22 protein-coding genes are annotated in these 23,784 nt (G+C 55.9%); 1 reads left to right on the top strand and 21 read right to left on the bottom strand.

The annotated features are described in order from the left end of the window. Positions 1 to 374: 374 nt before the first annotated feature. From ACR0JR_RS21655 to ACR0JR_RS21705, 11 genes are all read right to left on the bottom strand, one after another. Positions 375 to 860: a prepilin peptidase gene (locus ACR0JR_RS21655; RefSeq protein ID WP_480458096.1), complete on the bottom strand. Its 486-nt coding sequence runs from the start codon at positions 858 to 860 to the stop codon at positions 375 to 377. Beyond that, on the bottom strand, positions 850 to 1,704 hold the full coding sequence (locus tag ACR0JR_RS21660; RefSeq protein WP_480458098.1) for a helix-turn-helix transcriptional regulator: 855 nt from the start codon (positions 1,702 to 1,704) through the stop codon (positions 850 to 852). Before ACR0JR_RS21660 ends, ACR0JR_RS21655 begins: the two co-directional genes overlap by 11 nt. A 224-nt stretch (positions 1,705 to 1,928) precedes the next feature. Continuing rightward, on the bottom strand, positions 1,929 to 2,930 hold the full coding sequence (locus ACR0JR_RS21665) for a type II secretion system F family protein (RefSeq protein WP_480458100.1): 1,002 nt from the start codon (positions 2,928 to 2,930) through the stop codon (positions 1,929 to 1,931). Positions 2,931 to 2,940: 10 nt separating this feature from the next. Next, positions 2,941 to 3,912, bottom strand: coding sequence for a type II secretion system F family protein (locus ACR0JR_RS21670; protein WP_170703700.1), 972 nt, complete (start codon positions 3,910 to 3,912; stop codon positions 2,941 to 2,943). Between the two features lie 3 nt (positions 3,913 to 3,915). Then, a complete protein-coding gene (locus ACR0JR_RS21675; protein ID WP_480458101.1) occupies positions 3,916 to 5,304 on the bottom strand; it encodes a TadA family conjugal transfer-associated ATPase in 1,389 nt (462 codons plus the stop codon). A gap of 14 nt (positions 5,305 to 5,318) precedes the next feature. Further along, positions 5,319 to 6,527 (bottom strand): CpaE/TadZ family protein, encoded by a 1,209-nt coding sequence (locus tag ACR0JR_RS21680; RefSeq protein WP_480458102.1) that lies wholly within the window; start codon positions 6,525 to 6,527, stop codon positions 5,319 to 5,321. A gap of 24 nt (positions 6,528 to 6,551) precedes the next feature. Continuing rightward, positions 6,552 to 7,247, bottom strand: coding sequence for a TadE/TadG family type IV pilus assembly protein (locus ACR0JR_RS21685; protein WP_480458103.1), 696 nt, complete (start codon positions 7,245 to 7,247; stop codon positions 6,552 to 6,554). Next, the gene (locus ACR0JR_RS21690) at positions 7,244 to 7,750 is read right to left on the bottom strand and encodes a TadE/TadG family type IV pilus assembly protein (protein WP_480458104.1); all 507 of its coding nucleotides are present in this window, start codon (positions 7,748 to 7,750) and stop codon (positions 7,244 to 7,246) included. The genes ACR0JR_RS21685 and ACR0JR_RS21690 overlap by 4 nt, the downstream gene beginning before the upstream one ends. A gap of 5 nt (positions 7,751 to 7,755) precedes the next feature. Then, complete coding sequence (locus ACR0JR_RS21695; RefSeq protein WP_480458106.1) at positions 7,756 to 9,324, bottom strand: pilus assembly protein TadG-related protein; 1,569 nt, start codon at positions 9,322 to 9,324, stop codon at positions 7,756 to 7,758. A 23-nt stretch (positions 9,325 to 9,347) separates the two neighbouring features. After that, positions 9,348 to 10,163 (bottom strand): Flp pilus assembly protein CpaB, encoded by an 816-nt coding sequence (gene cpaB / locus ACR0JR_RS21700; protein ID WP_480458107.1) that lies wholly within the window; start codon positions 10,161 to 10,163, stop codon positions 9,348 to 9,350. Positions 10,164 to 10,297: 134 nt separating this feature from the next. After that, positions 10,298 to 10,471 carry a Flp family type IVb pilin gene (locus ACR0JR_RS21705; RefSeq protein ID WP_010443521.1) on the bottom strand — a complete coding sequence of 58 codons (174 nt, stop codon included), beginning with the start codon at positions 10,469 to 10,471 and terminating at the stop codon, positions 10,298 to 10,300. Between the two features lie 336 nt (positions 10,472 to 10,807). Between ACR0JR_RS21705 and ACR0JR_RS21710 the strand changes: the two genes are divergently transcribed. Beyond that, complete coding sequence (locus ACR0JR_RS21710) at positions 10,808 to 11,215, top strand: DUF6629 family protein (RefSeq protein WP_480458109.1); 408 nt, start codon at positions 10,808 to 10,810, stop codon at positions 11,213 to 11,215. Positions 11,216 to 11,926: 711 nt separating this feature from the next. Here the strand turns inward: ACR0JR_RS21710 and ACR0JR_RS21715 are convergent. The 10 genes from ACR0JR_RS21715 to ACR0JR_RS21760 form a co-directional block, all read right to left on the bottom strand. Further along, entirely contained in the window at positions 11,927 to 13,708 is a 1,782-nt protein-coding gene (locus tag ACR0JR_RS21715) for a thiamine pyrophosphate-binding protein (protein WP_480458110.1), read from the bottom strand. Beyond that, a complete protein-coding gene (locus ACR0JR_RS21720; protein WP_480458111.1) occupies positions 13,708 to 15,117 on the bottom strand; it encodes an aldehyde dehydrogenase family protein in 1,410 nt (469 codons plus the stop codon). Before ACR0JR_RS21720 ends, ACR0JR_RS21715 begins: the two co-directional genes overlap by 1 nt. Further along, complete coding sequence (locus ACR0JR_RS21725) at positions 15,098 to 16,012, bottom strand: sugar phosphate isomerase/epimerase family protein (RefSeq protein ID WP_480458113.1); 915 nt, start codon at positions 16,010 to 16,012, stop codon at positions 15,098 to 15,100. The genes ACR0JR_RS21720 and ACR0JR_RS21725 overlap by 20 nt, the downstream gene beginning before the upstream one ends. A gap of 154 nt (positions 16,013 to 16,166) precedes the next feature. Continuing rightward, positions 16,167 to 17,357: a Gfo/Idh/MocA family protein gene (locus ACR0JR_RS21730; RefSeq protein ID WP_480458115.1), complete on the bottom strand. Its 1,191-nt coding sequence runs from the start codon at positions 17,355 to 17,357 to the stop codon at positions 16,167 to 16,169. Continuing rightward, positions 17,350 to 18,024, bottom strand: coding sequence for a hypothetical protein (locus ACR0JR_RS21735; protein WP_480458117.1), 675 nt, complete (start codon positions 18,022 to 18,024; stop codon positions 17,350 to 17,352). Before ACR0JR_RS21735 ends, ACR0JR_RS21730 begins: the two co-directional genes overlap by 8 nt. Then, positions 18,014 to 19,201: a Gfo/Idh/MocA family protein gene (locus tag ACR0JR_RS21740; protein WP_480458118.1), complete on the bottom strand. Its 1,188-nt coding sequence runs from the start codon at positions 19,199 to 19,201 to the stop codon at positions 18,014 to 18,016. The genes ACR0JR_RS21735 and ACR0JR_RS21740 overlap by 11 nt, the downstream gene beginning before the upstream one ends. Beyond that, the gene (locus ACR0JR_RS21745) at positions 19,191 to 20,006 is read right to left on the bottom strand and encodes a citryl-CoA lyase (protein ID WP_480458120.1); all 816 of its coding nucleotides are present in this window, start codon (positions 20,004 to 20,006) and stop codon (positions 19,191 to 19,193) included. Before ACR0JR_RS21745 ends, ACR0JR_RS21740 begins: the two co-directional genes overlap by 11 nt. Then, positions 20,006 to 21,928, bottom strand: a complete 1,923-nt coding sequence (locus tag ACR0JR_RS21750; RefSeq protein WP_480458121.1) for a bifunctional sugar phosphate isomerase/epimerase/4-hydroxyphenylpyruvate dioxygenase family protein — start codon at positions 21,926 to 21,928, stop codon at positions 20,006 to 20,008. Before ACR0JR_RS21750 ends, ACR0JR_RS21745 begins: the two co-directional genes overlap by 1 nt. Then, on the bottom strand, positions 21,895 to 23,190 hold the full coding sequence (locus ACR0JR_RS21755; RefSeq protein WP_170473842.1) for a TRAP transporter large permease: 1,296 nt from the start codon (positions 23,188 to 23,190) through the stop codon (positions 21,895 to 21,897). Before ACR0JR_RS21755 ends, ACR0JR_RS21750 begins: the two co-directional genes overlap by 34 nt. After that, positions 23,187 to 23,762 carry a TRAP transporter small permease gene (locus tag ACR0JR_RS21760; RefSeq protein ID WP_480458122.1) on the bottom strand — a complete coding sequence of 192 codons (576 nt, stop codon included), beginning with the start codon at positions 23,760 to 23,762 and terminating at the stop codon, positions 23,187 to 23,189. The genes ACR0JR_RS21755 and ACR0JR_RS21760 overlap by 4 nt, the downstream gene beginning before the upstream one ends. Between the last annotated feature and the right edge of the window lie 22 nt (positions 23,763 to 23,784).

A 23,784-nucleotide genomic window follows, 5' to 3' on the forward strand; every position in this document is an offset into this window, starting at 1 on the left:
CCTTCGATAAACTGCCCCATGGAATGCCTCCACATCCAATGCCGAAAGCATACCATCTCTCCGGCAACAGCGGGAGTTTTCACACAGCCTCTCCGCGTTGCTGTCATTGGGGCATCGCGCAGCATAGGTCAAAGTGGACTCATTTCGGGTAAGCGATGTCGCCAACAACCTGAAAACCGCAAAAATGAATTTTCCTCACAGTTCATAAAGCGATGTGGTGCTCAACACACCACCCCAGATCATGTTCGGCCGGTTGAAAGACTTGAGACGCGTTACCACCTGCTACGACAGATACCTATAGGCCTTCCTTTTTGCTATAGCACTCCAGCAACCGTTATTTATCGGCTATAAGGCCTAAGACTACCCTGGAAGTACTACCCCAAACCCATCGCAACCAAGGGCAATAATACACCCGACATGGCTATCGATACACCCATTGGATAGCTGGCTTTTGGTCGCAATGCGAGCCAGCGACATTCCGGTAATCCAATTATCGAGCGGCTAGTGATCACAAACAGCATGCCCACGACCATGGACAGGGTGAAAGTGTAAAAGAACAGCAAAAGAAAGTAGCTGGGCACAAACAATGTCAGCGCGGCGATTGCCTTTACGTCGCCTCCACCCCACAGGCGCAGCGTGAAGCCAAGAAAACCAACGACAAATACGCCGACGCCGAAGACCGCGCGGTATACCGTCTCGTGGAAGGATAGAAACACGGGCGCGGAGAGAACAAAAGCGGCGAGCATTATCAGTACCAGTTTATTGGATATCCTGAGGTTTTTTAGGTCATTCCATGCCATTGCAGCCAAAAGCGGAGTAATGACGATCAAAGGGACGAACTGCGCGACTTCAGGCGACATTTTCGCTACCCGCATTCAGCGATTGGCGCTTGACCATCGGGGTCAGCAAATCATGGATCAATTCGGGTTGAGATGACGTTTCTGTTTTGACGTAGATATTGCGAAGATGCGTACGCAGTGTCGAAATTGAAATCGACAGCTCGGACAACAAGGCGTTGTTGTTCAATCCCCTCGCCAATAAGAGGCAAACCCGATATTCCGAGCGACTCAGCCGACAAGGGTTGTCCATAGACAAAATGCTTTTTGGTTCTTTCTTGATAAGCTTTCGGCGCGTGTTTTTCAGCTTCGCTTCGGAAAACCGACCAAGAGATCTTTTCCTCCAGCAATCCGACAGAACAGGGCCCAGAACGCTCAGAATATCTACCACGGCCGAAGAGATGGGGTGGCTGAAATGCAATTCCAGAAAGTCAGCTACACCATTTTGTCGTTCCAGCAGAATGGAAACTGACTCGGAAAACCTGCGGAACGCATAGAACTCTGACAGATGTTCGTATTCGGACAGGTCATCCTGTCCACCGAACCAAGCGGACCCGAGTTTGGCCCGGCTCATGTTGTTTCCGCAAATGGCAGGCGCGATGCAGAAATTGAAACCACTGAAGCTGTCCGGCGTGTTGTGATTGGCGTCGTAGCTCAGCACTTTTGCCGAATTCTGATTGCCGTGCAGGTCCACCCGGCTGATTGAAACGACTTCCGCATCAATTGCGCGAGCTGTTTCGCGCAGTGCATTTAGCAGTGGGACTTTCCCCTGAGTCGCCTGGCAAAGGACAGCTACGACTTTTAGAAGTTCTGACGTTGGTGCCCCTGCACCGGGCGCGAAACGATGCGCCGAAAACAAACTATTCATACCGTTTAACATTGACCGAAACCCGATCAACCCTTTCGACAGACACCCCCACCCGTCGATTGCGTCACGATTTTTTGTGTGGCCGGACTCCACTTAACTACCTAAAAGCTTACTCTTTTCTCTCTAAACTGGGCAAAATCTGCCGAAACCAGACGCCCGTTTGTCCTCGTTTTGGAAACATGACCCGCCCGAACACGCAATTACGGCGGATACGGGCGGGAATTCTACGCCCCAAAGCCCCGGAAGTATCGAATCATCGAAGGTGCGGCGGTAATGATGATCAGCGTCGGCAGCATCAGCGCGGCCAGAACAGCGGACATCTTTACCGGTAGCTGGTTTGCCAGTTCCTGCGCTCGTGTTTCGCGTGAGTCCCGCATTTCAGACGCATAGGTAGTCAGAGCTTCGGACATACTGGTCCCGTAGCGTATGGATTGCTGGACAACAGTGGCAAAAGACTGGATTTCATCAACCCCTGTACGCCGCGCCATGTCAGACAGCGCAGTTGCGCGGGGGCGTCCGGCCTGAATCTCGTGCTGGGTGTTCAGAAACTCAAACGCTAGGTCAGGGGAGGCCAGCGCCAGTTCGTTCCCGACCCGTGTCATAGCGGCATCAAAGCCCAGTCCAGCATGAAGTGAGATCTGCAGCAGGTCGAGAGCATTTGGGAATGCATCGCGGATACGCTGCTGACGTTCTTTGCGGCGATGCTTCAGCCAGGCTGCGGGAACAAAATATCCGACGGCCGTCAGCAAACCGATAAGCTGAATAGCGTTGGCTTTGCTGATGGATTCAAAAATGCCCGTAATCGCGCTGGGAACGGGGATGCCAGGCGTTCTTGAGGCAACGATGAGCAGACCCACAATCATCGGCACGAAAATCCCAAGCCAAACCCGAGTCAGTGTGTAGATCCGCAGGGCATTTCGACCGGTCAGCCCGGCTTGAATCAGCTGATCCTCGATCTTGCGCCGCTCAGCTTCCCTACTGGGCAGTGCGGCCTTAAAAAGACCTTTAGGGGTGACGAGAGTTTCGCGCAACAGTCCACGGTCATTGCGGGCCTCATACCTTTGGGCGCGCAGATTGGCGATACGGACAGCCGCTGGATGGCGGCGGCTTAACGCCGAGGTTACGGCGACGAACACCAGCAAAACGCCAAGACCAAAGACGGTTAGCAGCATTGTTTCGGCTGGCAGCCCGAAACGAAGCGACATAATTTCCAGAATATTTTCCATGAAATTGCCCTCAGATACGGAAATTGACAAGTTTGTGCAGGATGATGACGTTCGAGACCATCAGAACGACAACCAACACTGCAAGTTTGATGAATGCGGGATCGTCACTGACGTCGGTGTAATATCCAGGCGCGTTGATCGTCATTAACCCCATGATCACCAGAGGAATGATCGACAGAAGAAACCCGGACAGCCGTCCTTCTGCGGAAATGGCTTTGATCCGCGCACGCAATGCAATGCGCCGTCTGACCACGGTGGCCAGAACGGACACGATCCGCTCCAGATCGCCACCAGTGCCGTGTTGGATTGCCATGCTTGCCGCCAGGTACTGTGCATCTTCCGAACCGACCCGGTCAGCAAAGTCCTGAACTGCGTCGGGCAATTCGTCGCCAAAACTGATCTGGTCGAAAATGATGCCGAACTCGGACCCGATAGGGTCTTGCATCTCGTCCGCGACCGCTTTGATCGAGGTGTTGACCGGGTGGCCAATTTTCAGGCCACGCGCCATCAGCTCTAGCGCATCGGGCAACTGACTGGTCAAAGCTTTTTGGCGTTCAGCCTGCCGCGATTTCACCACCAAAGCAGGCATAAGCACACCCAGGATGAGTGCGATCGGGGCTGCCTGCCAGGGCGGCAGAAACATCATACCGGCGATTGCGATCGCCAAGGTGCCGAACAGGCAAAGCAGCACAAAATTCTTCGCTGAAACATGCAGTCCCGCCTGAACTAGCGTGTCCGGCAAGTTCCCAAAAAACGGGATCTTTGCAAAAAACCCTGTCTGAGTCTCGGGAAGCAGCAAGGCGAGCCGATCTTCATCGGTAACGCCTTGCCGGACCATGCGCATTCGGCGGTTGCGAGCCTCGGCGTGGTTTTCACCGCGACGGGCAAAGTGGAACACACCGGTAATCAGCATGAAAATTCCAACGAAGACGCAAGCCAGCGTCAGATAGTTAAGAAGTTCGGCTGTGTTAATACTGGTCATGCCTCAGCCTCCTGATACTCGGAAAGTCTCGGGTTCGAGATCGACGCCAGCAGCTGTGAGCAAGTCATAGCATTTTGGACGAATCCCGGTGGGAACAAACTGACCAAGCACTTCGCCGTTTTCCGCGCGTCCCTTTTTCTGGAACACGAAGATGTCCTGCATGGTGATGATCTCACCTTCCATCCCGGTTATTTCCGAAATGCTGGTGACGCGGCGCGATCCATCCGCCAACCGCGACAGATGCACAATAAAGTGCAGCCCCGACGCGATCTGGGATCGAATGGCTGCGGCGGGAAATTCGATACCCGTCATCGTGACCATCTGTTCCAGGCGGCCCAATGAATCGCGCGCCGAGTTCGCATGTACAGTCGTCATCGAACCATCATGGCCCGTATTCATGGCCTGAAGCATGTCGAAAGTCTCCGCTCCGCGAACCTCACCGACAATGATCCTGTCAGGACGCATACGCAGCGCGTTGCGCACCAGATCACGCTGAATGACCTGGCCGTCGCCGGACGGAGATGGCGGGCGTGTTTCCAGTCGCACAACATGCCCCTGCTGAAGTTGCAGTTCTGCTGCGTCTTCAATGGTGACGACACGCTCGCCATGGTCGATATACGAAGACAAGGCGTTCAACATCGTTGTCTTACCCGACCCCGTCCCGCCGGCGATCAGAACGTTCAGTCGCGCGTATACCAGCGATTGCAGGAACCGCGCGGCGGCGTCGTTCAGAGCGCCATTTGCGACCAGCTTTTCCATCGTCAGTTTTGACTGCGCAAATTTACGGATTGAAACGCTTGGGCCATCAATCGAACAGGGGCGGATGATTGCGTTGACACGGCTGCCATCTTCCAGCCGGGCGTCCACCCAAGGCTGCCGTTCATCGACACGACGCCCGATCTTGCTGACGATCTTGTCGATAACCCGCAGCAGGTGCTTTTCATCGCGGAACCGCACCGGCACGCGCTCCAGCAGGCCAGAGCGTTCGACATAGACCGTCTGATAACCGTTAACCAGAATGTCGTTGATCGTTGGATCGGCCAGCAATGGCTCCAATGGGCCAAAACCCAGAATTTCGTCCAGAAGTTCTTCGACGATGCGATTAAAGTCTTCGGTATTCAGTGGCCTGCCAGTTTGGGACAAAGCGCTGCCGACAACCCCGGCGACTTCGCGCCGCAGCACGTCTTTTTCAACCTTTTCGATCACCGAAAGGTTCAACCGCTCCAGCAAAGCCTCGTGCAAAGTGCTTTTGAGCTCAAGCCAGTCGGCCAGTTCGGTATCTTCTGCTGTGGTCTCAGGCTGAATTTCTTGGGCCAGTTGCTCTGCATGCTGGTTAAGCTGGATTACTTCGGCCTCATTGGTTCGCCCGGCGCGTGTAAACTTTTCAAACATCCCTTAGACTCCAATTAGGCTGCGTTGTTTCTCAGGCCGGTTTTGCCGACCATTGTTTCATTCATGATTTTCTGACCCATCGTGCGGATCGCCTTGGACAAGGCACAGCTGCCTGAGGCTTGCGATAGCAATTGACCCCGATCCAGCGCCTGTTTTGCGTGGCGCGCGTCGCTTGGCAGCCAGAAGCGCAATTCGCGTTCCAGCGCCTTTTGAGCTTCGACATGTTGGCTTGACCGGAATGTCGGTTTCGTTTCCTGGCCGATGACGATCTCAACCGGAGGTTCGAGCCGCTCTTTTGTGAAGAATTCGATCAAACGGCAGGCTTGGCGCACCGAAGAGACCGAGCTGTCACCCACCATCAGCATCCTGTCTGACGCGGTAACTACTGCGCCCAGCCAATCGACCAGCGCACGTGGCAGATCGATAACAACAAAGTCGAATTCCAGACGCAAAGTCTCGATCAGCGCGCTGACCTGTTCGCGTGTCAGAACATCCAGAGGAATGAATTCTTCGGGCGCGCTCAGGACTTCCAAACCGGATGCATGTTGCACCAAAGATTGCTGAAGGAAAGTCCGGTCCGGCATGACACCATCCTGGGCCATTCTCAAAAGCCCCGAGGAAGACTGCAAATCTAAGGACGTCGCGACCGTGCCAAATTGCAAATCCAGATCTACGACAGCGACCTTGTTTCGCGTCCTTTTCCGGAAGATGCCGGAATAACCCTGCAATTGGTCGGCCAGGTTGATGGACAGTGTCGACGCGCCGATGCCACCACGGGCCGGGCATACGCTGATGATCTGCCCCAGTCGCTGCGGTTGCGGCGAGTAAATGGTCGGCAGCAAGGACTTGTCGATCGTCAGACGCTGAATCTGTTCGGCCAGTTCGTCCTGCCCGATGGGATAGGGCAGAATCTCATCTACTCCTGATTTGTTCAGCGCACGCGCTTCGGTCAATGAGATGTCACGGTCGCTAAGTGCCAGCAAGGTGCCGCGCGAACCGGTGCTACGACGAAGATCGCTGACAGTTTCCAGATCCAATTCGCCTGAAAAGCTGAACACCAGCAGGTCATTTTCACCCATCAGATCACAGGCGCGACCGTTTACCGAAGACAAGGTCCCGAAATGTGTCTCTAGCGAAAGATCGTCGAACCGGTCGACGGCCTGGGCGACTGAATCCTTAATCGCCTCATTATCAGAGATTAGGGCTAATGATTTTTGAGTCATTTTTCAGCTCCCATGATTAGAAATTCAACCGTTGACTCCGCTGGCGAGGTCTTCGCCAGGAAGGGTTGCGCTAAAGTCGGAAAATATTTTGAAGCCCGTTGTCGCGGTGGTCAGCGCATCGGTTTCTGGCGTTGAGCCGCCCAAAACCAGCGCTGCAATCGAACCCAACGGAGAGACGAACCGGAACGGAAGTTCTTCGATTGTCACTGTGACCATCGGTACATAAGGGCCACCGAGGAAATTCATTTCCGGGTCGAAGTCGTAAGTGAACGTGATGTTGCTTTCGTCAAAAGTTGCGGTGGGATCGTTGGGAACGGCAAACTGAAGCATGTTCCAGATGTCGGTCACGGTGGTTTGCGCCGCTGCATTCGCGGGCGCCGCACCGGTGCATATGGTGGTGGCCGGTTCGACACAGACGCCAGCGGCGAAACTGCAATTGGTTCCAAACCGCGGGCCAGTGATATCGGTATAGGTGCCTCGGCTGTTGGTTGTCGGAACGCCGCCACATGCGGGTGGCATCACTGCAGCCATCCGAGTGGCGACCTGTGCTGTTTTTTCAGCAGCCACATAGTGGAAGGCCAATCTGCCGAAATCTATCAGGCCCAGGAAAATCAAAAGGAACAACGGCAGGACAAAGGCAAGCTCTGTGACCGTCGACCCATCTTCATGACGGCCAAGTCGCGACATTTCGCGGGTTATCTTGTGAATGCGGCGGGTCATGGTCCAAACACCCGGCTGCGATCTGTGATCGTGGTTTGGATCTGCGCCGTTGCCGTGCCTCCGACCAGTTGGAACAGGGGCGTGAATGGCAGGTTTGAAATCGTCAGTGACGCGGTCAGGACGGCCACTGGTGTGGGCGAAACCCGGTATTCACCTGCGTTGCCGACGCATTCGAGGGACAGCGAGTCCAGACCAACAGCAATGTCAGTGGTCGAAAGCGACGTCAGTGTATTCGAGACAGCGGTTTGAAAATCGCCGATAGCAGCGCTTGGCGAGGCAGTGCACATGTCCGACGGGGCGATCCGGCCAACATAACGGGCAGTGTCCCGAACCCCCGTGATCGCATTTTGATAGGACCAGAAAATCCGCCCCCCTTCGACGATCAGGGCAAATGTCACTAACAGGATTGGCAAAAGGATCGCAAACTCGACCAACGCCGCGCCGGACTGGTCGTTGCGGAACCGGCTAAGGGTATTGCTGATATGATGGGAGGCACCAAACATGATCATTACTCGTAAAGCTGAACCAAATCGTGAACGATGCCGCCGACTCCGGCGCCGCCGATGCCATCCGATACGGTCTGAATGACCTCACCATAGATGACGGCGTTCGCACCGGTGCTGCCGGATTCCGAGGGGCGGATCAGAAACATCTCGATGAAACTTGTCACCGGAATGGCGCCCGACCCGCCGTTCAGCTCATCCTGAAAAGTCGCGCAATCGATACCGGCGACGGTGATGACACGACGCGTGGGATCGGCACGACCGGCAGAGGGGGGTTGGCACGAAGGCATGCTGCTTTCAGCTTTACCACCGGCGGTCAGGATAGCTTCCAGAGCGGCCTGGTTGGTGACCTCTGCATTGTAGATGTCGTACCGGGTGCCACCAGTCGGGAACCAAGGCGGAATGCCAGTCGGGAGAGGGCCGCTGAAATCTGCGCCATAGTTGATGGTAAGATACTCAGTAAGCCCGGTAGTAAAGACGCCATTTCCTATGCGAGGTGTCGGGCAAGTGCCGCTGGCAAAACAATCGTCAAGTGGCAGCCCAACGGTCGCGGCCGGATCAAGGATCCCGTTCGCATCATAAGTGGGCGACAGCTGGCTGGTGCAGTTGTTTCCGTTACCCGCAGTGATCCAACCGTCCAGGACATGCGGAGAAGAGGCGAAATTGTCGACGTCGTAGCGCGAGCCGTTGCTGAACTGCCTGGCGCTGGATTCAAATCGGTCGAAACGTGTGTTAAAGCCAGCAACCATGTTGCCCACGCTCAGACCCGGTCTGGTTTCAACGGCTCTTTGGCTGAAGCACATGGAAACAGCGCGCGATGCGGCCAGAGCACATGAATCTTCCTGACCGTTTGGTGCAGGTTCGCAGGCACCAGACGCGTCGATGGCCAGATTCTGATTAGAAGACAAAAAACCAAAGTTTCCGGGACCCCAATGGCCATTGCCGCCCTGACTTACCATCCTAATCAACTGGCCTTCGGTCAGATCAAGGCTAGGTTGCGGCAGGCAGATGAACATGGGGGTGATGTCGCAGGCCATCAGGGTGAAGCCTGCTACGGCATCGGCGTTGACGCTCGAGAAAGGCTGCGCATTGCCCAAAAGAGCCGCCGCTGCCGCCGCCAGCGGAGTGCCAACCTCGTGCGTGTCGACGGTCACCCGAACAAATGCCGCAATCGGCCCGCTGGCAGGATCGGTCGAATCCAGCAACTGCGCGGGTTGGGCGGGATCAGTCGCAGTGGTCGGCGGGTTTTCGTAAAACCGCAGCTGGTAATCCGTTGCACCGGACAACAGCTGATCCTTGTTGCGAATGCCAAAGCTTTGACGGTCGCGGATCATGTTTGCAGCCGCATTCGTGGCGCGGGTGATTGAATCCGGGCGACCATCAAGTTCCCCCGCAGCCGCAAGGGCAACATTGTCCGCAAAGCTCTGCAATTCCGACTGAGTGGTGGTCACCCGACCAATGTCGAATGCAAGGGCGGCCATTCCGACCATCACCGACAGGGCCACCGCAACAAAGACCAGGATCGCGCCGTCTTCGGAGCTACGGAATTGACGTATGAATTGAGCGAGGGACACGGTCGAAACCTTCGTTGGTCGATTCAGTTGATGATGGATTCTGTCACTTCGGTGCCGCGGCGGACCCGGACTATGGTTTTACGCACCGGTTCTTTGATGTCCTGCGCAACAACCGGCTCATCAATCAGAAGATCGTTAAGTCGCGTCATGGTCAGCGTCTTGTCCTCGGTGTCATCAATGGACCGCAAGGTGAGGCTCAGCCGACCGGCACGTTGCGCCAGAGCAAGGCGCTGGACCTGATCCGGGGTAACGGCAACAGTAACAGTACGTGCAACAACGGGTTGGTCGGTCTGTTCGTCAGATTCCTGATCAACACCAATGACCCTGATGTTTTGCAAAATTGTGACGGCGTGCATGTCTCTTTTTTCGCCAGTGGTCATTACTACATCGACCCGATCACCGGGGGTGACAAAGCCCCCTACGGCGGTTTCGGCATCAACCTCAATGGCCATGGCGCGATGATCTGCGCCCAGCGTCTGAACGATGGTGACCTTTTCACCAAAGTCGGACACCTTGCTGTTCAGGATCAGTTCACCCTGAGTAATTGCGCGACGAGCGCGACGGGACGGCATGCTGGCCGCCGCAATCAGGTCGTCGTAGTCTGTAAAGACGCCCACGGGTACAGCACCACGGGGCCAGTCAATGGTTGTCAGCGCGCCGGGCTCGATTTCTTCACCAAACGAAATATCGCGCGATGCAACGACCACGCTCACCATCTCGCTCTCGGCCTCGACATTTGCGGACTGAGCGTCAAATTGAATGTAATCCCGAGCGACGTAAACCGACCCTCCGGCTACGACCAGGCCCGTCAATGCAGTGAAAATGGCAGAGAGTCTCATCTGGTGCTCCTTCAGCTATTTCCTGGCGTTTTTCGAATGAACCGATCTGAACGGTTGCACTTTGCCAGCGGATCAAAAAATTTATCCTGGGCGATAAGCACGCGGAACTGGGTGCACCGCGTGCTTTGTCTTCATTAAGGAATCAGGGTTTCCGCGTTGGTGAACTGACCGTTAACGTCGGCGCCCAAAGCGGTCAGAGTGGCCACTGCAATCGCCGTGACAATGGTCAGGGCGACGCCGTATTCCACGATGGTCGCGCCGCTTTCGTCGCGTGCCATGGTCTTCATCTTTACATAAAGCTTCAACATTTTACTCTCCTAGTTAACTCACTAGTTACTCATGGATGCCGCCCAAATTCGCGGCGTTCTAACCCCCCCATACGGACGGAGCCTTCCACAAGGTTAGGTCCCGCCATCAGGGAGCCGCATCCTCCAAACCACGGAGAAATACACGTTAAGATTGTAAGATTTGGCAGTTTAGCCGGTTCTTTGCCGCAAATTGGCCCGATTCCTTAACGGAATCTGAATGGCCAGATCCGTGATTCTTTCCCAACTGACGGGCCGCTAATTGCGGTACCAGGCGGCTTTGCTGCACAAGCCAGTACTTCGGAATGAAAAGTGTTCTTTGCCTCAACGACTTCAGCTATGAAAAACGGTAAAGGTGGTCTAAGCATGTGTTTCTCATCACAAGCCAGTTTTGTAGCCGGTGCAGCAATCATAGCCTGCAGTGGTCTTACGATACGTTTGGCGTTGAAAATGGGCGAACGATTTCTTCCGCTAGCCAGCTTTCCACTTTTCTTTGGGATTCAGCAATTGTCCGAAGGCTTTTTGTGGGTGTCCATTGATAACCCGTCGGCGAACCCTTCTTCGGCAGCTGCGTTGACGTTTCTTTTCTTTGCCTATTTTTTTTTTGGCCGTTTTGGGTTCCGCTGTCCGCGGCTTCGATCGAAAGTAACCGGCGTCGCAGGCTCATATTCCAAGGGATTTGCGGAATTGGTTTCTGCCTTGGCTTGTTGCTTTACTTACCAGTGTTGTTGTCACCAGAAAACCTAGATATTGGCCTCGTTCATCACTCCATTCAGTATGAAAACATAGAAACGTACCCCTCCGAAATTACGAGGAACTTTGCACGTGTTTTCTACGCTTTGGTGATCTGCGTTCCGCTTGTAGGATCGAGCGATAAAGGTTTGCGAGGTTTCGGGTATCTAATTGTCGTTTCCGTTGCTTTGGGGTTCTTTTTTGCTTCTCATGCCTTCACGTCAATCTGGTGCTTCGTTGCGGCTGCTTTGTCTGCCTATATCTACTTCGTTCTAAAGTTTCACTACTGGGAGGTGGACCGCTTAGGTGGGCCCGCCAAAGGTTGAGGGACCTTTTGAAAAATGTGTTTAGGTACTGGCAGGATGCATTTGCTTGAAAGCCGTCATCCGACAGTTTTTGTCAGATGACCGCGTTGAACCCAAAACGAAAGTTCACTCGCCTATGGCGAAACGGGTGGTTTTGGACGATTTTGCATTAGCCTGATCCCAAATAGCAGAGACAAACATCCAAACGCCAATCCCATTGCGAGGGCATTGGCAAGGAAGATACCGCCAAACAGGGATAGGCTTTGTTGTTGGACGAACCACTCTCTGGTCTGGACCTGAAGCTCCACAACCCGCTGCTGGCAAGACTGTATAAATTTTCCTCAACCAATTCCACGAGGATGAAATCATATTAGAACTGCGCGAACCAAACCTTCAGTGGAGTGTGCTGCGCGCAGCCTATTTATGTCGCGACGTGAGAAACGTCTTTGTCCGGCGAATAAATATCCAAGATGTTCCAATGTCCGGTTGTTGGCGTTGGGTTGTTGATCATCGGGACATCCAAAACCGTTGGCTTGCCACTGGCGATTGCCGCCTCCAATGCGAGCAACAACTCGTCAGCAGCGCTGAGCCTGTGTCCTTCTGCACCATAGGCCCGCGCTATGTCGGCATAGCCCGGCCCGTTTGCGGGTGCTTCGGCCGATCCAGGGAAGGTTGTTCCATAGGTCAGGCCGTAATGCGCTTTTTGCAGTCCTGCGATGGTCCCAAACGCGTTGTTGTTCATCACAAGCCAGATGATGCCCAGATCAAGTTCGACAGCTGTTGCCAGCATTGACGGGTTTTGACCAAACCCACCATCGCCGACCAGGCTAAGCACCACCCGATCAGGTGCCGCCAGCTTCGCGCCGATGGCACCCGGAGGTCCAAAGCCCATCGTGGCGAACCCGCCCGGTGTTAGGATCGAGCCGGGAGTCAGGATATCGAACTGTTGCCCTACTCCGTTCTTGTTCCATCCAACGTCAGTGGTGATGATCGCATCTTCAGGCAGTGCCTTACGGGTATCCGCCAGAATACGCTCTGGCATCATCGGAAAGGCAGATGAGGTCGCCATTTCCAAGTTGCGCTCTTTGAAGTTAGTCCGGAATTCAGCAATTTTCTGTTCAAGCGCGGGGCGTTTGAAACCGCTCGGATAAATCTCGCGGGCAACCCGGTTGAGGACGCGCAACGCGGCCTTGGCGTCCGCAACGACACCGATTTCGGTGGGATAGTTCCGGCCGATCTCTTGCGGTTCGATGTCGATGTGAATGACTTTAGATCCGGGAATGTTGAACGTGTAGCCGGGATACCAGCTGGAGCAATCGGCCTCTTTGAACCTTGTGCCTACGGCAAAGATATAGTCCGCGTTCAGGCAAGATTGGTTGACCAATTCGGTACCCCAGAATCCGGTCATGCCTAACACTAGCGGATGGTCGTCCCGCAACGCGCCTTTACCCATCAGTGAATGCGCAACGGGCAGCCCCATATGTTCAACGAATTCGCGCAATTCCTCACTAGCTTGTGCCAGAAGGATACCCCCGCCGACATAAGCGACGGGGTTTTCGGCCTGCGCGAGTGCTTCAATGATTTCACGCGCGGTTTCATCGTCAATTGACGGCTTCTTGAGCGTGCGCGTGTTGTCGCGGATACGGTCGAAGCTGTCCGAGGGGATCACCTCGGAGAAGATGTCCATCGGCACGTTGACCAGCACCGGCCCGGGCTGACCGCTTTCAGCCAGATGGAACGCCTTTTCCAAGATTTCGGCCATCAGATCGGCCCGATCAACGCGCCACGCACGTTTAACAAAGGGGCGATAGATCTCCCACTGGGCGGCGTCCGCGTGCAGGTTGACCTCCTGATGCGGATGTTTGCCGTAGTAATGCGTGGGAATGTCACCTGCGATCACGACCATAGGGATACAGTCCAGCGCCGCGTTGGCGACCCCGGTGGCGCAGTTGGTCAAACCCGGGGAGAGGTGAGACAAGACCACCGAGGCCTTGCCCGTCACGCGGGCATATGCATCCGCCGCGTGGCTGGCGATTTGTTCGTGTCGTACTGTGACGAAATCAATGGGACTTTCCGCCAGCGCGGCCAGAACCGCGATATTCGTATGGCCGCACAGGCCGAAAACGTGCTTGACCTCACGGCGTTCGAGAAAATCAACGATATGTTCGGCGACGGTTTTGCCTTCCAGCTTGCTTGCGTCCATCACGCAACCTCCTGTCCGTAGAATTCACCGAACAGGTCCGGCTCCGAGGGGCGATCTTCGGGGATCGGACGGCTGACCCAGGTGTAGTTCATCATGTGTTTCATGGTGACGTTTTCATTGGTGATGTTGCCGCCCCAGATGCCGCAACCCAGACTGCTGGTCATAGGCATGCCATTGGTCCAGGCACCTGCGTTGGCCTTTGACTGAGGCTGCCGCACCATCATGCGGCTGACCGGAGCCAAGCGCGCCAACCGATCGATGTGATCGTCATTGTGGCTATAGATGCCGCAGGAGTGACCTTTGCCACCAGTGTTGTAGATCTGGCTGACCGTTTCCAGCGCATCATCGAATGTGTCGAAGTGATAGAGCGCCATCAGTGTGGTCAGTTTTTCCTTGGAGAACTTGTGCTGCGGCCCTATTTGCCCCTGATTTTCAACCATCAGAAACTTGCGATCATCCGGGATCGAGAACCCGGCGACCTTGGCCGTTTGCTGAGGCGGACAGGCGATGGTCGGGAAGGTGCGGTTGCCTTTGTCGTCCCACATGGCCGCTTCGAGCATCGACTTCTCTTCGTCCGAACACAGGTATCCGCCTTCGGCCTCCAGCGCCTTGACCATATCGTCGTAGACCGAGCGCTGGATGATGATGTTGCCGTCAGCCGAACAGCCAGACCCAAAGTCGGAAGTCTTAGAAATGCGAGTGTTCTGCGCGGCGATGTCCAGATCGGCGGTCTCATCGATGACGATGGACGAATTGCCCGCACCGACGCCATAGGCAGGACGTCCCGAGCTGTAGGCTGCTTTGACCATGGGCTTGCCACCCGTTGCCAGAGTCAGGTCACAGATCTCCATGAGGTGCTGCGTCAATGGGATCGATGGTTTGCGGATCGACTGGAACAGGTCTTCGGGGGCCCCTGCAGCGCGACAAGCCGCGCGCATGACTTCGACCATTTCATAAGTGGTATGCGCTGTTCGCGGGTGCGGGCTAAAGATGACGGCATTCCGGGCGTTGGCGGCGGAAACGCCGGTCACCGGTGGTGTCATCGCAGGATTGGTCATCGGGATCAGAGACGCGATCACACCGGCAGGTTTGGCATATTTAACCAGGCCCTTTTCTTCGTCGACTTCGACGATACCGGTCGATGGCGTGCGCAGGACATCGCGCAGCACCATGTGAATCTTGAACCGCTTTGCTGGACGTCCCGCACGATCTCCGATACCGCTCTCGTCCACGCCTTGCTGGGCTAGACGCGTGAAGGTTTTCTCGTTTCCTGCGTACCACGCAATGGCCTGAGACAGGCGGTCCAGCCTGCCCTGATCCCAATCCTCGATCTCGGCCATGGCAGCGCGGGCGCGTGCCAGCATATCGGCCGCCATATTGCGGTCGTTTTCAGTGAGCTCTTTGCCCATGATAGTCCTCTTGGTGTTTTGGAATTGCTGCATCGGGCATACGGCGCTGTGACCGCGCCTCGCCGAATGTTCGCTTGGCGTGGCTGAGACAGCGACGCGCGTGTTCTTCATACCCCAACTCGGCAACGCGACTTTGGTTGGGTAGTTCGATGGAATAGTCGACGGGTGGCATCCGTTCGATGATGCCGGTGAAGTCGATCCAGCCCTCGCCGGGGTACAACCGTGCATCGCGGGCCAGTTGGATCATGCCCTCGCGCGTGTCGGCGATGCCGGGCAAGCAGTCGGAGATATGCAGGAAGTGAAACAGGTCCGAAGGGACGTGCAATAGCTCCCCGAGATCTACTCGGCTTAGGTGCAGATAAAGCGTATCGACCAGAATACCGCCATTCGGCTGATCAGAGGCGCGGACAATATCCAGTGCTTCATCCAGAGTGCGCAAGCGGGAGAAGCTTGGGAACTCAAGGTCCACAGATATCCCGTAAGGCGCGGCCAGTTCGCAGGTCTCAGAATAGACGTCGATAAGAAAGTCACGATCATCGCGGGTGTTGGTCCACGCGCTCATGATCATGCGTTTGGCGCCGAGTTCGCCGCCGATTTCCAACGAGCGCTCAAAGCCGCGCGGGTCCACGTCTTCGGTGATGCGCGCAATCTCAACATCAAGGACTTTTAGGCCGGTTGTCGAAAGAGCCGTCTTGGTGGCCTGCACCTGCGCCTTGTCGATCGGGGATTGGGTGAATTCTCCGGGCACATGCATCGGAATGAACCGGGGACTGACGGCATCGTAACCGGCCCGCGCGGCGATATAGACCAGCTCGGGCGGCGTACAGCCAATCAGCGTCAGATGCGCCAAGGAATAGAGAGAGGGGCTTGTGCCAGCCTCTTCGGGTTTCACCATGAACGACAGCTCCACGTGTCTGCGAATCTAAAATTCATCACACGTAGTAAAAAATATCTGATATTTTTTAAAATATCAACTTTTAATACTGAGCAGGAAATGAAAATACCCGGGCAATAGCCCGGGCGTGCTTAACCTTCGTATTGGCAAAGCTTTAGATAGTGACCCAGTCGCCTCCGGACTGGTGAGAGCGCACGGAGGCATCAATGAATCGAACACCGTCTGCGCCTTGATCGACACTGGGATAGGTCAGCCAATCGGCCGGAATCGCGACGCCATCCCGGCGCGCGGCCACTGCCATTGCGAACTCAGTATAAAGATTAGCCCAGGCTTCAATAATCCCTTCGGGGAAGCCGCGCGCGGTTCGGATCAAACGTTCCGCGCCGGGGCCGATGCCATGCCCGTGACCTCGGCTGATGATATGATCCGGTTCACCAAACCGATTGAACTTCAGCTGCTCCGAGTTCTCCAAGTCCCACTCGAGGCCTCCTTCGTTCCCGAATATGCGCAGGCGCAACCCACCCCGATTTCCGGGGGCAAGGCGGGTTGCCATCAGGGTTCCCGGAACTTCATTTTGGTAACGGGTGAACATGAACACCGTATCTTCCAAAGGCTTTGGCGCGCCGCAGACGTGAAACTCGGCCCTTAGGTTGGTCAAGGGCAGGCCCGAGACAAAACTGGCGAGATGCGCGGCGTGGGTGCCGATATCGCCGACACAGCTGGTCGGGCCAGAAATCTTTGGGTCCAGCCGCCATTTGACATGAGGCGCATCAGCCACATCTTCGGGCGTCATCCAGTCTTGCATAAACTCGACGTGGATTTGGTTGATTTTACCGATGCCGCCTTCGGCCACGATTTGTTTGGCCTGCCGGATGACCGGAAAACATGACATCGCATAGCCGACGGCAAAGACCTGCCCCGTGCGCGCGGTGATCCCCTCAAGCCCTTCTGCCTCGGCGACTTCGTTGGTCAGGGGCTTGTCGCACAGCACGTCTATGCCCGCCTCCAGAAAGACTTTGGCCGCGTCGAAATGAACGTGGTTCGGGGTGGTGATCATCACCGCATCCACACCATCCGGGCGCGCCGCCTCGGCCTGTGCCATCTCGTCGAACGACGCATAGCACCTGTCTGCCGGCAGGAACCAATCGGCCCCGCGCGCCTTGCTTCGCGCGGCGTCAGAACTGAGCGCACCTGCGGTGACCTCCCACCGGTCGGTCATCCGCGCGGCCGTTGCTTGCGTGACAGAGATCCGCCCTCCGCCAACAACGCCCAGCCGCAAACGGCGAGACAACCGAGGGAAAGGGCCGTCGAAGTTCAGGTCTTCGGGTAGAAGCCGCTCAGCCATTCTGAACCTCCATGTCCGGGGCCCGTGCGCCGTCGGGCAGTATTTCCACCGCCATGAAGATGCTGGGCGTAATCGTCTCGTACTGATGCCAGGGATAGTTGCCATCGGCGTCATAAATCGGCTTGTGCGTCGTGCCCGGGGCCATGAACTCTTCGAGATAAAGCGTCTCAACGTCCCGTTCTCGGCATTGCTGCATTTTGCCAAAGCCTACGATCTGGGTATGCACTTCGCGAAACCCCGGAACCGGGCAGAACGGATGATCCTTGTGCAATCCGACATTCAGTGGAACCGAGCCGGAATGGTACATGGTCAGTCCGACGTTACCCACGAAGACCTTTGGCGACATGTAGTGGCTGACACCGCGCAGACGCTCTTCTTGGCGAACATCAAAGGCAGATGGCCATGTATCTTTCACCCGTGCGAACAGCGCGTTGTCATCGACATGGGCGTCGAAACCGTGGACAATGACTGAACGTTCCACGCCGCTAAGCGTGCTGTCTTGCACGATGACAGACGAAAGCGGTGCAACGTTCTGATCCACGACCGAAAGGTCGCGTTCCCCAAGGTTCAAAACAATTGCACGACCTTCGACAGACATTCTGTCTTCATCAGTAATGTGCTGGACGCGAAAGAATGGTTGGGCAAAGTCGAGTGTCTCAACCGGCATGGACCAGCTCCTTCCTTTCATTCAATAGGAAATCGACCGGCAGAGGCGCGGGTGCCGCGCAACGGCTTTCTATCGTCTGATAGGCGCCGAATTTCGGCGCCCGTTCGATTGCGTCCATGACCTCGAAAACGTGGTAGGCAAGCGCTCCACTTGCGCGGGGTTGGCGTCCTTCTTGTGCCGCCAGGGCCAGATCCAAAAGGCCGAGCCCGCGGCTGTCCTCATTGAACCCGTGTTTGTTCTCGACCACCTGCCAGTCTTCTCGACCGGTTGGACGAGGTTGATGAGACCAGCGAGAGGTGTCCCCCGTTTTCAGCCAGACATCCCCTTGAAAGATGTTAGCTCCATGAACCGGGTCAGGGTCAGGAATGCTGATGGTGCCGTTTTCACCATAGATTTCGAACCGTGGCGTTTCGCTGTCCCAAACGTCGAAGCTCATGGTCATCGACCCTATGGCTCCGGAAGAGAACTGCAGCAGGCTTAAGGAGTGCGTGTTGACCTCGACATCCATCCATTCGCCGTTGCGCGGGCCGTTTTCGATCATCCGCTGGTCAAATGTCCGCCGCGCCATTCCGGCGACACGGTCAATTGGTCCAAGACAGCAGATCATGGCAGTCAAATAGTATGGCCCAAGGTCCAGCAAGGGCCCTCCGCCCGCTTGGTAATAGAAATCCGGGTTGGGATGATGGCGCTCCGTCCCGTGGGTACCGACATGGGCAAAAACCCCTGTGGGTTTGCCAATTACACCCTCGTCGATCAAGCGCCGAACGGTCTGCCAGCGACCGCCCAGAAATGTGTCGGGCGCGCAACCGACCAGTAGCCCATTTTCAGAGGCCATGTGCAGGATCGCCTTACCATCCGTTCGATTCATAACCAGCGGCTTCTCGGAATAGACGTGCTTGCCCGCCTCCAACGCGCGCAAACTGATTTCCGCATGCGCGGCTGGAATTGTCAGATTCAAAACGCAATCAATTGTCGGATCGTTGAACACCTCATCCGGTGTACAGGCGTTGGCGATGCCGTATTGATCCGCCTTGGCGCGGCTTTCCGAAGGATCAAGGCTTGCGCACGCCACGACCTCGACGCTAGAGAATTTCGATAATGTTTTTAGATAGATATCGCTGATACGACCACAGCCGATAAGGCCGACCCGGAAGGATTTCGATGTCTCACGTATCATCATTCCTGTCTTCGTAGAGGGGTAAGTAATTCGGGGGCATGGGTCCTTTGTTGCGGCCACCCTGGTTCATCTGCTCCCAAGCGTGGGCAAGTATTCCGACCGAGCGGGACAGGCAGAACAGGCCCCGCGACAGGGGCGCGGGAAAGCCAAGTTCGCAGAAGATCACGGCTGTCGCGCCATCGATATTCATGGCGATGGGTCGACCGCCACGTTGTCGGCCGAGTTCGGCCTGAACCTCTTCTCCGATATCGGCAAACCGGCCAGAAACTGTGCCTTCTGTCGCCGCATCACGAACAAGTTGCATCAATCGTGGTGCGCGTGGGTCGACAGGCTTGTGAAAACGGTGGCCAAAGCCCGAGACGATCTTGCCGTACGTCTCGCGCCAGCTGTCCAAGCCGTCCCGAACAGCGTCATTCAGCGAAGCTCCCGCATCCATGCGAACCGCGATATCATAGTACAGCTCGGCGCATTGTTCGCCTGCTCCGCCATGCACATCGCCCAGCATGTTCACCGCAGTCGCCATCGCATTATTTAGACCTACCCCACAAGTGGCCGCCATACGCGCAGCCGCGATTGAGGGGGCCTGTGGACCGTGATCCACGCCTGCGACCAAAGCGGCCTCGAACAGGCGCGCTTGTGCGTCGCTGGGCAGATCGCCCCGCACCATCAGCCAGATCATCTGAGGGAAGGTAACATTCCCGATCAGGTCTTCGATGGGATTTCCACGAAACGCGATCTGGCCGGGCTTCATGTCGATGATGGAGGTGCGCCACCATTGGCGCACCGCTTTTTCATCGCTCGTCATTATGTTTGCACCTCTTTCATCGTCTGGGTTTTGCTTTGCGCGGCAAGGCGAATGGGCGCGTTGCGCGCGCCATAACCAGCATAGCCCATACGGCGTTCAACGATTTCGAAGAAGAAGCCGTTAAATATCGGGCGGCTATATATCTGAAAATACTCGGCACCCGCTGCCCGGTCGTAGAGAATGTTGCCCTCGCGCAGTTGGGCGATCAGATCATCATCCAATCCGAAGGTCGCTTGCAGATCGGCGTAGTAGTTCTCTGGGATCGTCAAACTGGGAAAGCCTGATTTACGCAACTGATCCGACGTTTCAAAAATATCGTCCGACTGGAAAGCGATGTGCTGAACACCGGCCCCAAATCCATCTTCAAGGAAAGACGCCGCCAGAGTTCGCCGCCCTACGGCCCCGTTCAGGTTCAGTCGCAGTTCGCCTTCGGGGCTTTCAATAGCTTGGCTTTGCACGACGCCGGACGGGTCGGCGACGTTCACGATAGGAGACTTTGCCATCTCAAAAGTTGAAATGTAGTAAAGCAGCCAGCTTTGCATCTCATCATGGCGCATGGTCTGTGCCAGATGGTCGATACGGCGCAGACCAGCAGGCTGGGTCGCCTTGGTTTTCGCAACCGGCTCAAACTCGATGTCCCATACCCGATGCAGATCGGATTTCTCATCGATGAAATGAACGACATTGCCACCGACACCTCGGATGGCTGGGATATCCAACTCTCCGGTCCCCACCGGCTGAGAGAAATCAGGAGCGCCCAGCGCGGTCGCGCGCTGAACCGTCTGATCCGCGTCTTTGACGCGCAATCCCATGTCACAAACCGAGGGACCATGGCCCAGGAACGCCGAATGGGCAAAACCTTCCTTTTCGGTATTCACAACGATGTTTATAGCGCCCTGCCGCCACAGCTCGACGGACTTGGTGACGTGTTTTCGCTCCATTCGAAAACACATTGCTGACAGCATGTCTGCCAGCTGCGCGCCGCTTGTTTCATCCGCTGTAAATTCGACGAACTCAAAGCCTGACGCATAGACGCGTTCCGGTAGATCCGAGATGCCGAAGTCGGTTCCCGGCTCGGTCCGGGATACCTCATCCAAGAGGTTCACCAGCGATCTGTAACAGTCACGCGCCAGCGTTTGACCACCGGGTTCCGGCGCTGCTTCGTTGACACGTGCAATGGACCAAGGCCCCGTGTATCCGGCGCGGGACAGCACCCGTACGAAGCCCGCTAGGTTCAGCGATCCAAGCCCCGGCAAGAGCCCGAAATGCCGCTTGAGCCTGCGGATATCCATTTCAAGCCGGGGTGCATCGGACAGTTGCACATGGAACAGGCGCTCTCCGGGAATGTCTCGAAGGCGCGCGGGCTTGGACCCGTCAGCCAGCGAGAAAAAGGAGTTTAAGGCCAACCCGAAATGCGGGCTGTCAATCGCCTCGACAATCCGCAGCGCCTGTGCGTCCGAGTGGATGAGGTCGGACCAGGGCAAGCCCATATAGGCCAGACGTACCCCCATCGCCTTTGCAATCTCGGTCGCTTCCCCGAGGTCCGTGATCACCTGATCTTCGGTGGCGTCGGCGTCCATCTCAAAGGCAGACCCAATGAGCAGCAGTTCTGTGCCCAACTCGCCCATCAGATCGAGTTTGCGCTTCAGCCGATCAAAGGCGCGCTGTCGACCGCCGCCAGATTGACCTTCAAGGTTATGGAACGGCTGCAGCAGGCAGATTTTCAACCCGAGGTCTGAGGCAATGTCCCGGATTTGCGATGGTGACCCGTCAAAGGCAGTCAAATCCGGTTCATGCAGTTCAACCGCGTCAAATCCTGCCCCGGCGATGGCATGCAGTTTCTCTGCCAAATCGCCGGGGATGGATGTTGTCGATACCGACAGGCACATTAGCCCTGGTACCCAAACATGCGCGGCAACCACAGAACCAGATCAGGCATCAGCATCATGATTATCAAGGCGAAGATAAGCACCGCCAGGAAGGCCCAGATTTCCGAGATGATCTCACGCAGCGGAATGTCCGTCACGGCGTTGATCACAAAGAGTAGAATTCCGTAGGGCGGTGTGATCAGACCAATCATCGAGTTTACGACGACCAATACTCCGAAATGCACCAGATCAATCCCAAGCGCTTCGCAGGTTGGAATGAACAGGGGCACGATCACAAGAATGATCGTCGTCGCATCCAACACGCAACCCAGCGCGAGGATCAGCAGATTTACGAGGATCAGGAACACAATTGGGCTAACATCCGAACCCTCCAGCAAGGCCGAGATCGACTGTGGAATCTGCTCTTGAATGACGATGAAGTTCAGAATGAACGCGCCGCCGATGACTACCCCAACGGCTGCCGACGAACGGGCACTGTCAACGAAGACCTGATAGAGACCACGGAACGACAGGGCGCGATAGAAGAACGCTGCCAGTAGCAGGGCGTAGAATGCAGCAACGGCGGCGGCCTCGGTCGGTGTGGTGACACCCCCGTAGATACCGTAGAGCAGGATCGCGGGCATCAACAGCGCCGGAAATGCGTTCGCGGTTTTTGCGGGCAACTCGCGCAGGGGAATGGGTTCTTCCAGGGCAAAGTTTCGCTTTCCAGCCAGATAGTAGTTCATCGCCATCAGAACGACGCCCATGATCAGGCCCGGCAGAATACCAGCAAGGAACAACGACCCGATAGACGCCTTGGAAACGAGCGCGTACAAAACCATCGGGATCGAGGGCGGAATGATCGGACCGATGGTGGCCGACGCCGCAGTGATTGCGGCGGCATAGCCCCGGCTGTAACGGCCATCCTTGGTCATCATCTCAATAATGATCTTGCCGATCCCGGCAGCATCCGCGACAGCCGAGCCAGACATTCCTGAGAAAATCAACGACGCAACCACGTTGACGTGCCCGAGGCCGCCCTTGAACCGCCCGACCGCAGCGACGCAGAAGTTCAGCAAGCGGTCGGTGATCGACCCCGCGTTCATGATATTGGCCGCGACTATGAACAAAGGCACGGCAAGCAGGATCGTGCTTTTGTAGAAACCTTGCAGGATTTTTTCACCCGCCAGCGCGACGTCAAGACCAGCGACACCCAGATACATCAGTGACGCCAAAAGGATGGAATAGCCGATAGGGGTCCCGATGCCTGCCAGAACAAAAAGGGTTAGCAGGCATGAAAGAAGTTCAAAACTCATTTGCTTACGTCCTCGTCGTCTTCCACGTCAACGCGAGGGTGGTCGTCGACCACGTTGTATCCCACAACCATTTCAAGTTCGGTTTTTGGTGGGCCGTTGCGCATGATGTCAAAGAACAGCCAAGCATACCGCGCAGCAACGACCAGCATGAACACGGCATAGATCGAAAAAACGGTGCGCAGAGGTATCTTCTCACCCGAGAAGGGATTGCGAACGGTCGCGGTCTTGCGGATTTTCATCCAGTCGATGTAGTCCCAAGTTGGCAGAAAGCTGTAGAGCATCCCGACCACGATTGCCGCGGCTGCCAGCATCGCAAAGACCTGACGGACGCGTCGGGGCACAGACAGATAGATAATGTCGAATTTTACGTGATCCCGCTCGCGCACGATGAAAGCGCAGCTGAAAAAGATTACCCAAACCCAGAGGATGCCGATCAGTTCCAACGTCCATCCTGCAGGGGTAAAGAAGTACCGCAGCAGGATTTGCAGCAGAAATATCAGGAAGATTGCCGCCAGCATCCCGCCGGCAATCGCTTCGGTCAGTCGGGAGAACCCCTTTATGAAGTCTTTCATTGCGGTTCTCCCTCCCTTGCAA

Source organism: Ruegeria sp. AA3 (assembly GCF_056542905.1).

Excerpts from the sequence above, each read along its gene's own strand:
- cpaB (WP_480458107.1), bottom strand. The coding sequence starts at position 10,163 with ATGAGACTCTCTGCCATTTTCACTGCATTGACGGGCCTGGTCGTAGCC.
- ACR0JR_RS21715 (WP_480458110.1), bottom strand. The coding sequence starts at position 13,708 with ATGGACGCAAGCAAGCTGGAAGGCAAAACCGTCGCCGAACATATCGTT.
- ACR0JR_RS21760 (WP_480458122.1), bottom strand. The coding sequence starts at position 23,762 with ATGAAAGACTTCATAAAGGGGTTCTCCCGACTGACCGAAGCGATTGCC.
- ACR0JR_RS21680 (WP_480458102.1), bottom strand. The coding sequence starts at position 6,527 with ATGACTCAAAAATCATTAGCCCTAATCTCTGATAATGAGGCGATTAAG.
- ACR0JR_RS21725 (WP_480458113.1), bottom strand. The coding sequence starts at position 16,012 with ATGGTGAAACCCGAAGAGGCTGGCACAAGCCCCTCTCTCTATTCCTTG.
- ACR0JR_RS21705 (WP_010443521.1), bottom strand. The coding sequence starts at position 10,471 with ATGTTGAAGCTTTATGTAAAGATGAAGACCATGGCACGCGACGAAAGC.
- ACR0JR_RS21655 (WP_480458096.1), bottom strand. The coding sequence starts at position 860 with ATGTCGCCTGAAGTCGCGCAGTTCGTCCCTTTGATCGTCATTACTCCG.
- ACR0JR_RS21690 (WP_480458104.1), bottom strand. The coding sequence starts at position 7,750 with ATGTTTGGTGCCTCCCATCATATCAGCAATACCCTTAGCCGGTTCCGC.
- ACR0JR_RS21720 (WP_480458111.1), bottom strand. The coding sequence starts at position 15,117 with ATGGGCAAAGAGCTCACTGAAAACGACCGCAATATGGCGGCCGATATG.
- ACR0JR_RS21735 (WP_480458117.1), bottom strand. The coding sequence starts at position 18,024 with ATGCCGGTTGAGACACTCGACTTTGCCCAACCATTCTTTCGCGTCCAG.
- ACR0JR_RS21685 (WP_480458103.1), bottom strand. The coding sequence starts at position 7,247 with ATGACCCGCCGCATTCACAAGATAACCCGCGAAATGTCGCGACTTGGC.
- ACR0JR_RS21675 (WP_480458101.1), bottom strand. The coding sequence starts at position 5,304 with ATGTTTGAAAAGTTTACACGCGCCGGGCGAACCAATGAGGCCGAAGTA.
- ACR0JR_RS21730 (WP_480458115.1), bottom strand. The coding sequence starts at position 17,357 with ATGGCTGAGCGGCTTCTACCCGAAGACCTGAACTTCGACGGCCCTTTC.
- ACR0JR_RS21745 (WP_480458120.1), bottom strand. The coding sequence starts at position 20,006 with ATGACGAGCGATGAAAAAGCGGTGCGCCAATGGTGGCGCACCTCCATC.
- ACR0JR_RS21660 (WP_480458098.1), bottom strand. The coding sequence starts at position 1,704 with ATGAATAGTTTGTTTTCGGCGCATCGTTTCGCGCCCGGTGCAGGGGCA.
- ACR0JR_RS21710 (WP_480458109.1), top strand. The coding sequence starts at position 10,808 with ATGAAAAACGGTAAAGGTGGTCTAAGCATGTGTTTCTCATCACAAGCC.
- ACR0JR_RS21755 (WP_170473842.1), bottom strand. The coding sequence starts at position 23,190 with ATGAGTTTTGAACTTCTTTCATGCCTGCTAACCCTTTTTGTTCTGGCA.
- ACR0JR_RS21670 (WP_170703700.1), bottom strand. The coding sequence starts at position 3,912 with ATGACCAGTATTAACACAGCCGAACTTCTTAACTATCTGACGCTGGCT.
- ACR0JR_RS21665 (WP_480458100.1), bottom strand. The coding sequence starts at position 2,930 with ATGGAAAATATTCTGGAAATTATGTCGCTTCGTTTCGGGCTGCCAGCC.
- ACR0JR_RS21740 (WP_480458118.1), bottom strand. The coding sequence starts at position 19,201 with ATGATACGTGAGACATCGAAATCCTTCCGGGTCGGCCTTATCGGCTGT.